The sequence below is a fragment of the Agrobacterium tumefaciens genome, assembly GCF_017726655.1.
Classification (GTDB): Bacteria; Pseudomonadota; Alphaproteobacteria; order Rhizobiales; family Rhizobiaceae; genus Agrobacterium; species Agrobacterium tumefaciens_B.
Genome location: NZ_CP072308.1, coordinates 127561 through 140334 on the forward strand (window position 1 = coordinate 127561; position 12774 = coordinate 140334).

13 protein-coding genes and 2 tRNA genes are annotated in these 12774 nt (G+C 59.0%); 8 read left to right on the forward strand and 7 right to left on the reverse strand.

Features of this window, described 5'->3' with window-relative positions:
* Positions 1-35: 35 nt before the first annotated feature.
* On the reverse strand, positions 36-2996 hold the full coding sequence (gene uvrB / locus AT6N2_RS00610) for an excinuclease ABC subunit UvrB (RefSeq protein WP_209087664.1): 2961 nt from the start codon (positions 2994-2996) through the stop codon (positions 36-38).
* A gap of 264 nt (positions 2997-3260) precedes the next feature.
* On the opposite strand from uvrB, the gene AT6N2_RS00615 reads away from it, so the two are divergent.
* Positions 3261-3722 carry a GNAT family N-acetyltransferase gene (locus AT6N2_RS00615; RefSeq protein WP_209087666.1) on the forward strand — a complete coding sequence of 154 codons (462 nt, stop codon included), beginning with the start codon at positions 3261-3263 and terminating at the stop codon, positions 3720-3722.
* A gap of 159 nt (positions 3723-3881) precedes the next feature.
* On the opposite strand, the gene AT6N2_RS00620 is transcribed toward AT6N2_RS00615, so the two are convergent.
* Complete coding sequence (locus tag AT6N2_RS00620; protein WP_063948554.1) at positions 3882-4265, reverse strand: winged helix-turn-helix transcriptional regulator; 384 nt, start codon at positions 4263-4265, stop codon at positions 3882-3884.
* Between the two features lie 152 nt (positions 4266-4417).
* Between AT6N2_RS00620 and AT6N2_RS00625 the strand changes: the two genes are divergently transcribed.
* Positions 4418-5029 (forward strand): NAD(P)-dependent oxidoreductase, encoded by a 612-nt coding sequence (locus AT6N2_RS00625; protein ID WP_209087668.1) that lies wholly within the window; start codon positions 4418-4420, stop codon positions 5027-5029.
* A 12-nt stretch (positions 5030-5041) separates the two neighbouring features.
* On the forward strand, positions 5042-5518 hold the full coding sequence (locus tag AT6N2_RS00630; RefSeq protein WP_209087670.1) for a nuclear transport factor 2 family protein: 477 nt from the start codon (positions 5042-5044) through the stop codon (positions 5516-5518).
* Between the two features lie 110 nt (positions 5519-5628).
* Here AT6N2_RS00630 and AT6N2_RS00635 read toward each other — a convergent pair whose 3' ends face one another.
* Positions 5629-6021 (reverse strand): acyl-CoA thioesterase, encoded by a 393-nt coding sequence (locus AT6N2_RS00635; RefSeq protein WP_063949081.1) that lies wholly within the window; start codon positions 6019-6021, stop codon positions 5629-5631.
* A gap of 77 nt (positions 6022-6098) precedes the next feature.
* Positions 6099-6986, reverse strand: a complete 888-nt coding sequence (locus AT6N2_RS00640; protein ID WP_209087672.1) for a TrmH family RNA methyltransferase — start codon at positions 6984-6986, stop codon at positions 6099-6101.
* Between the two features lie 209 nt (positions 6987-7195).
* Here AT6N2_RS00640 and AT6N2_RS00645 point away from each other — a divergent pair.
* Positions 7196-7280: transfer RNA gene (locus AT6N2_RS00645), tRNA-Tyr, on the forward strand.
* Positions 7281-7305: 25 nt separating this feature from the next.
* A tRNA-Gly gene (locus tag AT6N2_RS00650) sits at positions 7306-7379 on the forward strand.
* A gap of 116 nt (positions 7380-7495) precedes the next feature.
* Here AT6N2_RS00650 and AT6N2_RS00655 read toward each other — a convergent pair.
* The gene (locus tag AT6N2_RS00655) at positions 7496-7690 is read right to left on the reverse strand and encodes a hypothetical protein (RefSeq protein ID WP_209089569.1); all 195 of its coding nucleotides are present in this window, start codon (positions 7688-7690) and stop codon (positions 7496-7498) included.
* 115 nt (positions 7691-7805) lie between these two features.
* Positions 7806-8126, reverse strand: a complete 321-nt coding sequence (locus AT6N2_RS00660; RefSeq protein ID WP_063948564.1) for a BA14K family protein — start codon at positions 8124-8126, stop codon at positions 7806-7808.
* A 263-nt stretch (positions 8127-8389) separates the two neighbouring features.
* Here AT6N2_RS00660 and AT6N2_RS00665 point away from each other — a divergent pair, with 263 nt between their 5' ends.
* Both AT6N2_RS00665 and AT6N2_RS00670 read left to right on the forward strand, forming a co-directional pair.
* Positions 8390-8839, forward strand: a complete 450-nt coding sequence (locus AT6N2_RS00665) for a hypothetical protein (protein WP_209087674.1) — start codon at positions 8390-8392, stop codon at positions 8837-8839.
* A gap of 582 nt (positions 8840-9421) precedes the next feature.
* Entirely contained in the window at positions 9422-9790 is a 369-nt protein-coding gene (locus AT6N2_RS00670) for an MliC family protein (protein ID WP_063948568.1), read from the forward strand.
* A 465-nt stretch (positions 9791-10255) separates the two neighbouring features.
* Here the strand turns inward: AT6N2_RS00670 and AT6N2_RS00675 are convergent, their stop codons facing one another.
* Positions 10256-10888, reverse strand: coding sequence for a TerC family protein (locus tag AT6N2_RS00675; protein ID WP_209087676.1), 633 nt, complete (start codon positions 10886-10888; stop codon positions 10256-10258).
* 393 nt (positions 10889-11281) lie between these two features.
* Here AT6N2_RS00675 and tuf point away from each other — a divergent pair, with 393 nt between their 5' ends.
* Positions 11282-12457, forward strand: coding sequence for an elongation factor Tu (tuf, locus tag AT6N2_RS00680; protein ID WP_063948570.1), 1176 nt, complete (start codon positions 11282-11284; stop codon positions 12455-12457).
* Positions 12458-12774: the final 317 nt, after the last annotated feature.

A 12774-nucleotide genomic window follows, 5' to 3' on the forward strand; every position in this document is an offset into this window, starting at 1 on the left:
CGTCCCGATTACTTTCTTCCCACGTCACCTACCGCTCACCGACCCGGCCGGCCCGTCTTGCCCTTTGTCCTGCTTTTGCGCTTCTGCTCTCCGGCATCCTCATAGGAGCCCGCACCGATTTTGCCGCGGACCAACGGTCGTGGATCGTCCGTGGCGCGCTCCGGCTGTCCCTCCAGCCGCGGTGAGAAGCGTTTTCCTGCCTGGGTTTCGGGCTTGTCGGGCACCGCGCCGCGCACGGGCTTTTCGGTTCTGCCCACGGTCATTTCGTCCAGCGTATTCCTGCGGAACAGCGGCTTCCCCGCGTCCGAGCCGGGGCCCATTTCGTCCAGCGAGGGTTTGGCGAAGAGGGAGGTTGCGGCGTGTGGCTCACCCCCCTCTGTTCTAGCGGACGTCTCCACCTCAGCGGAGGAGATAGACGAGTGGCTTCGTCTGTTGTTTTTACCGCCGCCTTCAATAGCGCGTGCCTCTTCCTTGGCCATGGGGTCGTCCATAGTGGCGAGTTCGGCGGCCTTGAGGCGTTTGATTTCGTCGCGCAGGCGGGCGGCCTTTTCGAAGTCGAGGTCGGCCGCGGCGTCGCGCATGGATTTTTCCAGCGCGTTGAGGTGGGCCTGAAGATTGTTGCCGACGAGGTGGCCGCCATCGGCGAAGCCCTTGCCTGATGTGCCCGATATATCGGCCCTGACGTGGTCGCGCTCGTAAACCGAATCGAGAATATCGGAAATCTTCGCCTTCACCGATTCCGGCGTAATGCCGTGTTCCGCATTGTAGGCCATCTGCTTTTCGCGGCGGCGGGCGGTCTCCTCCATCGCCCGCTTCATCGAACCGGTGATATTGTCGGCATAGAGGATGACCTTGCCGTCAACGTTACGGGCGGCGCGGCCGATAGTCTGAATCAGCGAGGTTTCCGAACGCAGGAAACCTTCCTTATCGGCGTCGAGGATCGCGACAAAACCGCATTCCGGGATGTCGAGACCTTCGCGCAGCAGGTTGATACCGACGAGAACGTCGAAAGCGCCAAGGCGCAGGTCGCGGATGATCTCGATGCGCTCCAGCGTATCGATGTCGGAGTGCATGTAACGGACGCGAACGCCCTGTTCATGCAGATATTCGGTGAGGTCCTCGGCCATGCGTTTCGTCAACACGGTGCAGAGCGTGCGGTAACCCTTGGCGGCGGTCTCGCGGATTTCGCCGAGAACGTCGTCCACCTGGCTGCGGGCGGAGCGTACCTCCACCGGCGGATCGATCAGTCCTGTCGGACGGATGACCTGTTCGGCGAAGACGCCACCGGACTGTTCCAGTTCCCATGAGCCGGGGGTGGCCGAAACCGCGACGGTGAGCGGGCGCATTGCATCCCATTCCTCGAAGCGCAGTGGGCGGTTGTCCATGCAGGAGGGCAGGCGGAAGCCATATTCGGCCAGCGTCGCCTTTCGCCTGAAGTCGCCGCGATACATGCCGCCGATCTGGCTGACGGAAACATGGCTTTCATCGATGAACAGCAGTGCATTGTCAGGGATATATTCGAACAAAGTCGGCGGCGGCTCACCGGGGTTGCGGCCGGTGAGATAACGCGAATAGTTTTCAATCCCGGCGCAGGAACCGGTCGCTTCCAGCATCTCGATGTCGTAGCGCGTGCGCTGTTCCAGTCGCTGGGCTTCCAGCAGGCGTCCTGCCTTCTCCAGCTCGGCAAGGCGGCCTTTCAGCTCTTCCTTGATCGACTTGATCGCGCCGTTCAGGGTTGGACGCGGCGTGACATAGTGCGAGTTGGCGTAAATCTTGACCGATTGCAGGTCGCCGGTCTTCTGGCCGGTCAGCGGGTCGAATTCCGTGATCGAATCGATCTCGTCGCCGAACATCGAGATGCGCCAGGCGGCATCCTCAAGGTGGGCGGGGAAGATTTCGATGGTATCGCCGCGCACGCGGAAGGAGCCGCGCTGGAAATCCATATCGCGGCGTTTGTATTGCTGGGCAACGAGGTCGGCGAGAAGCTGGCGCTGGTCCAAGCGGTCGCCCACCTGCATCTGGAAGGTCATGGCGGTATAGGTTTCAACCGAGCCGATACCATAGATGCACGAGACCGAGGCGACGATGATGCAGTCGTCGCGTTCCAGCAGCGAGCGGGTGGCGGAGTGGCGCATCCGGTCGATCTGCTCGTTGATCGAGGATTCCTTCTCGATGAAGGTGTCGGAGCGCGGCACATAGGCTTCGGGCTGATAATAATCGTAGTAGGAGACGAAATATTCCACCGCATTGTCGGGGAAAAAGTTCTTGAACTCCGAATAGAGCTGCGCCGCCAGCGTCTTGTTGGGCGCGAGGATGACGGCTGGTCGCTGCGTTTCCTCGATCACCTTTGCCATGGTGAAAGTCTTGCCCGAGCCGGTAACACCCAGCAGCACCTGGCTGCGCTCGCCTGAATTGATGCCTTCGACAAGGTCGGCAATGGCTGTCGGCTGGTCACCTGCGGGCTTGTACTCCGAAGCCATGCGGATCGGAACGCCGCCTTCGGATTTCGGCGGGCGGGCCGGGCGGTGCGGCGTCCACAGCTTGCCGTCCTTGAACAGCGGGTTGCCGCTCTCGATCAGCTTCGACAGCGCATCGACAGTCGCGGTCACAGAGCCGGGTGCGAGGCTCGCCGCTTCTTCAAGGGAAACATCCATGCCCGCGACTGGGTTAAGACCGGCGGCGGCACGGGTCTTCGGGTCGCTTGATGCGCCGATCGATACACCGCGCGCCGTCTTGGAGGCCGTCGTGTTTTTCGCCGTCTTCGAAGCCGCTTTCTGTGCTTCCTTGCGCGCTTCGATCTCGATCTTCTTGCGGTGCTTGCCCGCTTTCGAAGCAATTTCCCGTTGCGTTTCCACGGAGCCGGCTTCGGCTTCGGCCTCCAGCTGCTTCACCCAATCGGCGACGCTGCCGCTGAGCGGCGCACCTTCTAAGGACGATTGCGGAGCTTCCTCGAAGCCTTGACGCGATGAGGTGGAGTTTTTCGGTGATCTGGCCATGGGCGAAATATGGAGGGAGTCAGTCGCAAAGTGAAGGGGAGGCGATGAAAAAATGAGTACAAAAAGGAAACGGAGAGTCGGGAACGATATCCGCGCGAATGCGTTGCGGCGCGGATGGTGTCGGTCCCTTGAACTCGGCGGAAATCGATTCCGCTTTGGCGAACGGCGATTTCGAGCCATAAACTGGTGCGGACACCGCGCCGAAGCAAAAGCGGCTTGATCGCGATTCGAGATTGATCTCAAGATATGTGAGGTAATTCGCCGATGAAAATACGGCCCGCAACGAGCGATGATGCAGCAGCGATGGCCGAGGTCCAGAACGAGATATTTTCGGCTGGCCTGCGCAAAGCGCCCACGGATGTCACCACGGTGCTGGCAAATTATATCGAGCACGCCGACCGTATCGAATGCTCGGTCGCCGAAGACGAGGATGGGCGTATCCTTGGGTTTCAGTCGTTGCGCTATGCGCGACCGGACAATCCCTATGGTGTTGCGCAAGGCTGGGGTATCATCGGAACCCACGTAAGTCCGCGGGCGGCGAGAAAAGGCGTCGGTTCCGCACTGTTTGCGGCGACGCGTCAGGCGGCGGATGCGAAAGGTCTCCAGAATATCGACGCCAGCATCGGTGCCGACAACCTGCTGGGGCAGGCCTATTATGAGGCCATGGGCTTCACGACCTATCGCCAGCCGGACGGGTTGGTTTGTAAGGCTTACCGGCTGGGATAGACGCGGCTGGTTTTCAGGGAGCGCCCGGAAGTTCCTCCAAGGGATGATTGCTGAAACGACGCCAAGTTTTGACGATAGTTATCCTTGAGCGGCGCGACGAGCTGTTTCTCGAGATCCTCGAGGAGACCATGGAGCACGACGCACTCCGCGGCGCTTCCGTCAACTCCGACTATCGTTCTCGGAATAGTGCAGGCGGGCCTTGCAGATGCGGACATGGTTCTCGTCTGCCCATTGCACGAGCAGCTGCATCGGCACCAGAAACGAGCGGCCGAGACTGGTCAGTTCATATTCCACCCGCGGAGGAACCTCGGCGTAAACCGTGCGTCGGATGAAGCCGTCTTCTTCCAGCCGCTTGAGCGTGCGGGACAACATCTGCTTGGAAATGTCGTCAATTTTGCGGTTCAACTCGTTGAAACGCTGCACGCCGCCCTGCAGGGCTTCCAGAACAAGCAGGCTCCATTGATCGCCAATACGGTCCAGCACATCCCGGATAGGGCAGGGCTGCTCAAAGGTGAATGCCTCTTTGGTTTGCGTTTCCGCCATATCCTGTTCCTGTGCCCGTCGCCCATGTAGGTCATTGCCATGTGACCAGATCAGCCGCCGCTGACTTCTTGCGGCCAGCGCTGCGATACCATAGCTGTTTCTTGCGGTCTATAAATTAGACCGATAACGATATTCACAAGAGGAAAGATGTCATGGCTAAAGTCGCGCTCATCGGTGCATCCGGCAACGCCGGGTCCCGTATTCTCAAGGAGCTTTCCGACCGGGGACATGAGGTGACGGCGATCGCCCGCCACCCCGAAAAAATTGCCACCCTGGGCGGCGTGGTGGCAAAGACGGGCGATGTGTTCGATGGTGAAGCGCTTGCCGCGCTTTTGAGGGGTCACGATGCCGTGATCAGCTCGGTCCATTTTACGGCGAGTGATCCGAAGACGCTGATCGAGGCCGTGCGGGCCTCCGGCGTTCCGCGGTATCTTGTAGTCGGTGGTGCCGGAAGCCTCGAAATCGCACCCGGCCAGCGCGTGGTCGACCTGCCGGATTTCCCGGCTGCCTATAAGGCCGAGGCGACCAAGGGCGCCGAGTTTCTGGATCTGCTGAAGCAGGAAAAGAAACTCGATTGGACCTTCCTGTCACCATCAGCCGAATTCGTGCCGGGGGACCGAACGGGCAAATTCCGCATCGGCAAGGATAGTCTTCTCAGCAACGAGGCGGGGAGCCGCATTTCCTTTGAAGATTATGCCGTCGCGCTTGTCGATGAAATCGAGAAGCCGCAGCATTCCCGTCAGCGTTTTACCGTCGGTTATTGAAAGGTGCGATCCATGAATTTTCTCACACGTCGCCTCGCCGTCGTCACGCTCGCGCTTGGACCGGGGTTAATTGCCGGACCGCTGCTGGCCGAAACCGCAAAGCGGGATTTCGGCCAGGAAGAAGCCAATCGCAAGCTGGTGATCGAGTTCTACGACACGGTCTTCAACAAGCATGAGGTGGAGAAGGGAGCTACGGTGCTTGTCGATAGCTACAAGCAGCACAATCCCATGGTACCGGATGGAAAGGCGCCCTTCGTCAATTACTTCACCGGTTTCTTCAAGGAAAATCCTCAGTCGAAAGCCCGGATCGTGCGCAGCGCGACGGATGGTGATCTGGTCTATCTGCACATTCATTCGACGGAAAATGATGGTGACCGCGGCAGGGCCATCGTCGATATTTTCCGTGTGACCGACGGCAAGATCACCGAACATTGGGACGTGATCCAGCCCGTTCCGGAAAATGCAGCGAACAGCAACACGATGTTCTGAGCGCGGCGTTTCCCTCGGCGCCAATTGTCGGCCAGGCGTGAGGGGGCGCTTGGCACCTTAGGTTTCCAATAAGCGATGGGTGGCGACGTCGCCACCCGAGTTCGCGGTGGTTATTCCGCAGCGGGAATGGGGGTCGGCTGTCCGTTTTCGTCCATGGCCACCATGATGAAGGTGCCAGCCGTTACCTTTTCCAGCTTATCGTAGCGGGAGCGCTGCGCCCAGGCTTCGACAGTCAGCGTGATGGAGGTGCGTCCGACGCGGGCGATATCGGTGTAGATGGATAGCGTATCGCCGATCTTCACCGGCAGTTCAAAGGCCATTTCCTTGACTGCGGCCGTGACCACGCGACAGCGGGACCGTTCTGCGGCGCGGATGCCGCTCGCCAAGTCCATCTGAGACATGACCCAGCCGCCGAAAATATCACCGGCCGGATTGGCGTCGGCCGGCATGGCGAGCGTTCGCAACGTCAGCTCGCCGGTCGGTTTAATGGTCTGCTCAGTCATGTTGAGATTTTCTCCGTGCGCAATCACAAAGGCGCAGCATGCGATGCGCGTTTCCATTTCGCAAGGAAGGGAAAGCGTCAGGCCGACGCTTTGCCCAGAAATTGCTGCGTTGCGTAAAGCGCGATCGCTGCGGCATTCGACACGTTGAGCGATTTGATCTCGCCTGGCATATCGAGACGGGCGAGCGCGGACACTGTTTCGCGGGTCTTCTGCCGCAGCCCCTTGCCCTCGGCGCCGAGAACCAGCGCAATTTTTTCACCGCTGAACGTCTGCTCGATGGGGGCAGGGCCTTCCGAATCCAGTCCGACGGAGAAGAAACCGAGTTTATGCAACTCGCCCAGCGCATCCGCCAGGTTCGTGATCTGGATATAGGGAATGAGTTCCAGCGCACCGGATGCCGATTTCGCCAGCACGCCCGACTCGGTCGGGCTGTGACGCATCGTGGTAATGACCGCCCCGGCGTTGAAGGCGACTGCCGAGCGCATGATGGCGCCGACATTGTGCGGATCGGTAACCTGATCGAGCACGAGAATGAGCGGGCTGTCCTTCAGCGCGCCGAGCCGCTTGACCGGCAGCGGTCGGGTTTCCAGCATTACGCCCTGATGGATCGCTTCCGGGCCGAGCACGCGGTCGATATCCTGAGGCGAGACAATCTCAACCGGGAATGGCTGCGCCTCCGCTTCACCGATGTCCAGCCGCGCGAAGGCATTCTGGGTGACGGAGAGCTTGACGATCTGCCGCTCGGGATTGGCGAGCGCGGCGCGCACGGTGTGTAGGCCATAGAGATGAACCTGATCCGGCGCCAGCTGCGGCGGCTTCCAGTCGTCAGCGCCACGGTTGCGGCGCTTCGGCTGCTGCGGGGTCGGAATTTCGCCACGCTCACGCTTGGCGTCGCGCACGGCACGGCGCAGGTTGGCGTAGTGCGTGTCGCGGGTGGATTTGTTATTGGTATCGTCTTTGCTCATGGCGCCTTATATCTCCGCGAGCAGCCGCGCACCAGCCCCCGCGATAATCCACAGGGCGGCAAAGCGGTTTGAATTTTTTCCAGAAAATTCGTGAAAGGGCGTGTTGACAGAAACGAATGAGGCCGTCATATACGCGCCACAGACGACGCAACGGCGCTTCGCCGCAGCGAAATCTGAAGAGCTTGGTCGCTCGATCCTAGCAGAAAGCTGGAGGGATGCCCGAGTGGTTAAAGGGGACGGACTGTAAATCCGTTGGCTACGCCTACGTTGGTTCAAATCCAACTCCCTCCACCATTCTGCACGGATCGAAATCACCACCGCGGGTATAGCTCAATGGTAGAGCAGCAGCCTTCCAAGCTGAATACGCGGGTTCGATTCCCGCTACCCGCTCCAAACTCTCCAAAAATTTATACAATCAGCTGGTGTTTACGCGTTCGTTTGGTTTTCGGGCTTATCGTGTGCGCGCAACCTGACGCGGCGGCCTGGCCAGGAAGCGAACATTCTTCGCTTTAGGAGGGCTCCAGGGTCGACTGAAGCCGCAATCTTTCGGCATCCAATTCGCTCAACCTGCTCATATGAGCAGTTATTTCCTCGAAGATCGTCGCACGATCATGGGTCGCCATGCGCTCCGCACGACGCAGCGCGCCGATAACCTCAATCAGGTCAATGCGCTCTTGATCCAGTTTGTCCAAATTCCACAACATCATGCTTTCCCCATTCGCTTGCGTGTCAAACGGCGGCCGGCTGAAAAGGTTCAGATCAATAGAATTTAAGGTAAATTTTATCTTGTTTTCGCGGAAGCGTTGCGCCGCTTGCCCATTAATAGGGCGAGCGACACTGGGTGCGGCTGCCGGTGGGCGCCATATAGCTGTTGTCTGTCGGGTGGTAGGATGCGTAACGCGCGGCGCACCATTTGACGTGGTTGATTTCGCTCTGTGAGAGGGCATAGCCCTCCGATGTGGCGTCTTCGCCTTTTCCGGCAGCAAAAGCGGTCGCGGGGTAGCCTCGCTGGTCGGACGGCTGGGCCTTCGTTTCGTAGGCAGGCTGAATAAGGCTCAGGGCATTGGCGGGCGCGATTGAAGCGGCAGATAATGCGACGCCAAGAGCGAGCGCGGAGATAGTCTTCGGCATCCTCAACATCGATAAATCCTCGTTATTCGTTCGAGATGCTAACGAAAATTTAGGAATTTCGTTCCGGTGAGGGATTGACTTCACACGAATACGTGATTCTTGATGGAGGTTATCCCGGCTACACGTTGCATGCGACGGCGATCGCATCTCACGCCCAGCAAGGCCGTTTTATCCGGCTTCATCAGGGCATTGCGCGCCTGCTGCGCTGCTCGTTGACAAGTGGAAAATCCGGTCGGATAGTCGCCCGGCAATCATGCACACGGGAGTCTTCCATGTTTAACAAGGCTGTCATTCTCTCCTCATTCGCGCTGCTGGCATCGGCAGCGTTCGTTTCCCCCGCGGCCGCACTCACCATGAAAGAGTGCAGCGTGAAATATCAGGCGGCGAAAGCCGACGGTTCCGCCAAGGATATCAAGTGGAACGACTATCGAGCGAAGTTCTGCGGCAGCGAAGCCGCCGCCGAAGATGCAGCCGATGACAAGCAGGTCGCGGCGACGACTGAAAAAGAGCCTGAAAAAGCGACGATGAAGGCCCCGAAGGGCGTGGCTTTCCCGAGTGCTGTCGATAAAAAATACTCCAGCGAGACCCCGGCTAAGGCCCGGCTGAAGACCTGCGTCGACTCCTATCACAAGAACAAGAATGACGGCACGCTCGGTGATCTCAAGTGGATCCAGAAGGGTGGCGGTTATTGGAGCCTGTGCAATACGGCGCTCAAGAGCTGACGTGAGCTGGCGCGGGTTGATCAGTGTCTACCCGCGCCAGTGCTTAATCCAGGACGGTCGGGGCGTGTCCGAACTGCGCCGGCCTTGATGTTTATACCCTTTCTGCCGTTGCCGGCGAACAAGGGTGGCGTAACATCCCCGCTCAGGACGGGCTTGCGGACGTCTTGCTGTCGGAAACAGCGTGGCTTGGAGCACCCCGTTTTAGGGGTAAGATCTGTGAATGGCTTGCGATTTATTCTCTTGATAAAGACGGGTTGACGCTGCGGCTCGACCCGCATCCAGCAATTCAACTTCGGCGGCATTCCAATAGGTCCCGCCGGCAAGTGGGCGGATGACAAGACGATTTCGAAATTATCTCACGGTTCTCGCCATATCCCTGCTGATGTGGACCGTTATCCTTGGCGTCGTTTATTGGCTGTTTCGCTGAATCTGCCTCGATATATATGTATTAAAGAAAATTCATGAGTATCCCTGCGTCAGTGTGGCCGGGGTATTGTCGTAATGCATATTTTATACGTAAGGGCCGCTGCCATATTTTGGCTATACTGGCGTCACCTATGTCACGAAACCGGAGAGGCCATCATGAAACAATCAGCAACCCTGCTCACCTTCGCAACCGTCAGCCTGTTCGCCGCGCCCGCCGCCATGGCGGACGATCTGGTGATTCCGCTCACGAAAGACACGGTGGTCGAGAAGGTTGAGGCCACGTACCAGTGCGGGTCCGACAAGGTCGAGGCCGTCTATTTCAATGCGGGTGATATCAGTCTCGTGCGGCTTGGGCTGAAAAGTGGCGTGACCGTTGCCGCCAATGTCATTTCCGGTTCCGGCGCGCGATATGAGAGCGGCGTCTATGTCTGGTGGTCGAAGGGGGACGAGGCGGATCTCTACGACGTGATGGCTGATCCGGAGATGAAACAGCCGACTCACTGCGTGGATGTGAAGAAATCCTGAGCGGCGGCGGAGCCATGGAGCGGCGGCAGGGCGGTTTCTGAAACCTTGCCGTGCCGCCGGTCAGCGTGGAAGTGCGCGCGTGGCGCGTTCAACCAAGAACGAGCGACGCTAGAAGCGCCAGCAGGATAAGGGAGCTGGCGACAACGCCGAGCCTTACCCTGCGAAGGCGGCGGGTTCGCCCGCCACTCCAGTCATAAGCCATTGGCAGCTTTACCTTTCTTTTTATTATTATGACTCTCTAACTAACTCCCTAGGCTTGCCCGTGGCTGACCTCAACTGCCAGAAACCATTGGCAAAAATTGATGATTTCCCTGTCTTGTCCATTTTCGAAAGCCGCCGCGGCGACCGATTCTTCCTGTTCTGCAGCCGGTCGAAACGGGAGCGGCCGTACGCGCCGATTGGCCAATGAAAAGGCCCGGAAACGGGCGTCTCCGGGCCTTTGTGGTGTCATCTTGAATGGCGGTCTCAGCCGAGGTAGGGCCTGATATAAGGCAGAACCTCGACCGTGCCGTGATAGAGCATGTTCAGCGCCACATAGATAATGACCATGAGGCCGAGATAGGAAATCCAGCGATAACGGTGCAGCAGCTTGGCGACGAAGTTGGCGGCGAGCCCCATGAGCGCGATCGAAACAACAAGGCCGATAATCAGCACGGTGACATGTTCCTGCGCAGCGCCGGCGACGGCGAGGACGTTGTCGAGGGACATCGAAACATCGGCAATCACGATCTGGGTCGCCGCCTGGAAGAAGGTCTTGTGACCCTTCGTCAGGTCGGCCTCGTCGTCGGTGACCTCGTCTTCCATCGAGCCTGCGGCCTCGCGCAGTTCCGACCACATCTTCCAGCACACCCAGGCGAGCAACAGACCGCCGAAAAGCTGGAGACCGACGATCGAGAGCAACTGCACGGTGATGGCGGCAAAACCGATGCGCAGCACGGTGGCGGCGATGATGCCGACGAGGATCGCCTTGCGGCGGAGATGGGCGGGCAGGCCGGCGGCCGCAAGGCCGATGACGATGGCGTTGTCGCCCGCCAGGACGAGGTCAATTGCGATGACCTGCAAGAATGCCGTGAAGCCGGCGGCTGTAAAAATTTCCATGGGTTGGTCCTGAACCGGAAAGAAGGACGCGGGGGGAAGCGGCGGATCAATGGATGGCGCCAACCGGCACGCCCGTCTGATCGCCCGTCTCCCCCCGGCGATAAATTGTCCTTAAGCCAAGAAGGCCGCAGCGGTAAAGAAGTTGTGATGAAATATCTTGATTAGTGATCGCGAGGGGAGGGGATGGCCATCGGCGTATCGCCATGGCGTCACGGCCTGTCGGGCTTTAAATGCCTCCAGGTGTGCACCATATACGCGGCTCGAGGTGCACTTAAGCCGCGCGCGCAGGCGCTTTCGCAATTAAGTCTTGCGCATTCGCTTACAAAGCCTTAAACGGCGACACCAAACCGGTTCGCCGGGGAAACTACTTCACGTTCACAGGAAGCAATTCACATGGCAAAGAGCAAGTTTGAGCGCAATAAGCCGCACGTCAACATTGGCACGATCGGTCACGTTGACCATGGCAAGACGTCGCTGACGGCAGCGATCACGAAGTTCTTCGGCGAATTCAAGGCGTATGACCAGATCGACGCCGCGCCTGAAGAAAAGGCCCGTGGTATCACGATTTCGACGGCGCACGTTGAGTATGAGACGGCGAACCGTCACTACGCGCACGTTGACTGCCCCGGCCACGCCGACTACGTGAAGAACATGATCACCGGTGCTGCCCAGATGGACGGCGCGATCCTGGTTTGCTCTGCCGCTGACGGCCCGATGCCGCAGACCCGCGAGCACATCCTGCTTGCCCGTCAGGTTGGCGTTCCGGCGATCGTCGTGTTCCTCAACAAGGTGGACCAGGTTGACGACGCCGAGCTTCTCGAGCTCGTCGAGCTTGAAGTTCGCGAACTTCTGTCGTCCTACGACTTCCCGGGCGACGACATTCCGATCGTCAAGGGTTCGGCGCTTGCTGCTCTTGAAGACAGCGACAAGAAGATCGGTGAAGACGCGATCCGCGAGCTGATGGCTCAGGTTGACGCCTACATCCCGACGCCTGAGCGTCCGATCGACCAGCCGTTCCTGATGCCGATCGAAGACGTGTTCTCGATCTCTGGCCGTGGTACGGTTGTGACGGGTCGCGTTGAGCGCGGTATCGTCAAGGTTGGCGAAGAAGTCGAAATCGTCGGCATCCGTCCGACCTCGAAGACGACTGTTACCGGCGTTGAAATGTTCCGCAAGCTGCTCGACCAGGGCCAGGCTGGCGACAACATCGGTGCACTGGTTCGCGGTGTTAACCGTGACGGCGTCGAGCGTGGTCAGATTCTGTGCAAGCCGGGTTCGGTCAAGCCGCACAAGAAGTTCAAGGCTGAAGCCTACATCCTGACGAAGGAAGAAGGCGGCCGTCATACGCCGTTCTTCACGAACTACCGTCCGCAGTTCTACTTCCGTACCACGGACGTGACGGGCATCGTGACGCTTCCTGAAGGCACGGAAATGGTTATGCCTGGCGACAACGTCACGGTTGACGTCGAGCTGATCGTTCCGATCGCGATGGAAGAAAAGCTGCGCTTCGCTATCCGCGAAGGCGGCCGTACCGTCGGCGCAGGCATCGTCGCTTCGATCGTCGAGTAACGATCGCTAACGATGCCGTAAGCCTGCCGACGGCAGTCAAGATGTGCAAATGGCGCGCAAGCGCGATTTGCACGCGGCGCAGGCATCGTTGCTTCGATCGTCGAGTAATCTTTCAGCCGGGCGACCGGATGTGGAATAAAACAAAAAACGGCGGCGCCATGGGTGCCGCCGTTTTTGTTTGTATGCTCTCCTGGCTGGGCTTTTATACTTGATAATGACACCAAAAATTTTTAGGTTCCGCCGAAATCGGCCGGGTTCAACTGGCTTTGGGTCGCCACAGGACTGGCGTCTCGATTGCGTGTAAGTGCGGCGTGCGT

Coding starts and splice junctions, on each gene's coding strand:
- AT6N2_RS00620 (WP_063948554.1), bottom strand. CDS start 4,265: ATGGCGGAAACGCAAACCAAAGAGGCATTCACCTTTGAGCAGCCCTGC.
- AT6N2_RS00615 (WP_209087666.1), top strand. CDS start 3,261: ATGAAAATACGGCCCGCAACGAGCGATGATGCAGCAGCGATGGCCGAG.
- AT6N2_RS00670 (WP_063948568.1), top strand. CDS start 9,422: ATGAAACAATCAGCAACCCTGCTCACCTTCGCAACCGTCAGCCTGTTC.
- AT6N2_RS00665 (WP_209087674.1), top strand. CDS start 8,390: ATGTTTAACAAGGCTGTCATTCTCTCCTCATTCGCGCTGCTGGCATCG.
- tuf (WP_063948570.1), top strand. CDS start 11,282: ATGGCAAAGAGCAAGTTTGAGCGCAATAAGCCGCACGTCAACATTGGC.
- AT6N2_RS00640 (WP_209087672.1), bottom strand. CDS start 6,986: ATGAGCAAAGACGATACCAATAACAAATCCACCCGCGACACGCACTAC.
- AT6N2_RS00675 (WP_209087676.1), bottom strand. CDS start 10,888: ATGGAAATTTTTACAGCCGCCGGCTTCACGGCATTCTTGCAGGTCATC.
- AT6N2_RS00625 (WP_209087668.1), top strand. CDS start 4,418: ATGGCTAAAGTCGCGCTCATCGGTGCATCCGGCAACGCCGGGTCCCGT.
- AT6N2_RS00655 (WP_209089569.1), bottom strand. CDS start 7,690: ATGTTGTGGAATTTGGACAAACTGGATCAAGAGCGCATTGACCTGATT.
- AT6N2_RS00635 (WP_063949081.1), bottom strand. CDS start 6,021: ATGACTGAGCAGACCATTAAACCGACCGGCGAGCTGACGTTGCGAACG.
- AT6N2_RS00630 (WP_209087670.1), top strand. CDS start 5,042: ATGAATTTTCTCACACGTCGCCTCGCCGTCGTCACGCTCGCGCTTGGA.
- uvrB (WP_209087664.1), bottom strand. CDS start 2,996: ATGGCCAGATCACCGAAAAACTCCACCTCATCGCGTCAAGGCTTCGAG.
- AT6N2_RS00660 (WP_063948564.1), bottom strand. CDS start 8,126: ATGTTGAGGATGCCGAAGACTATCTCCGCGCTCGCTCTTGGCGTCGCA.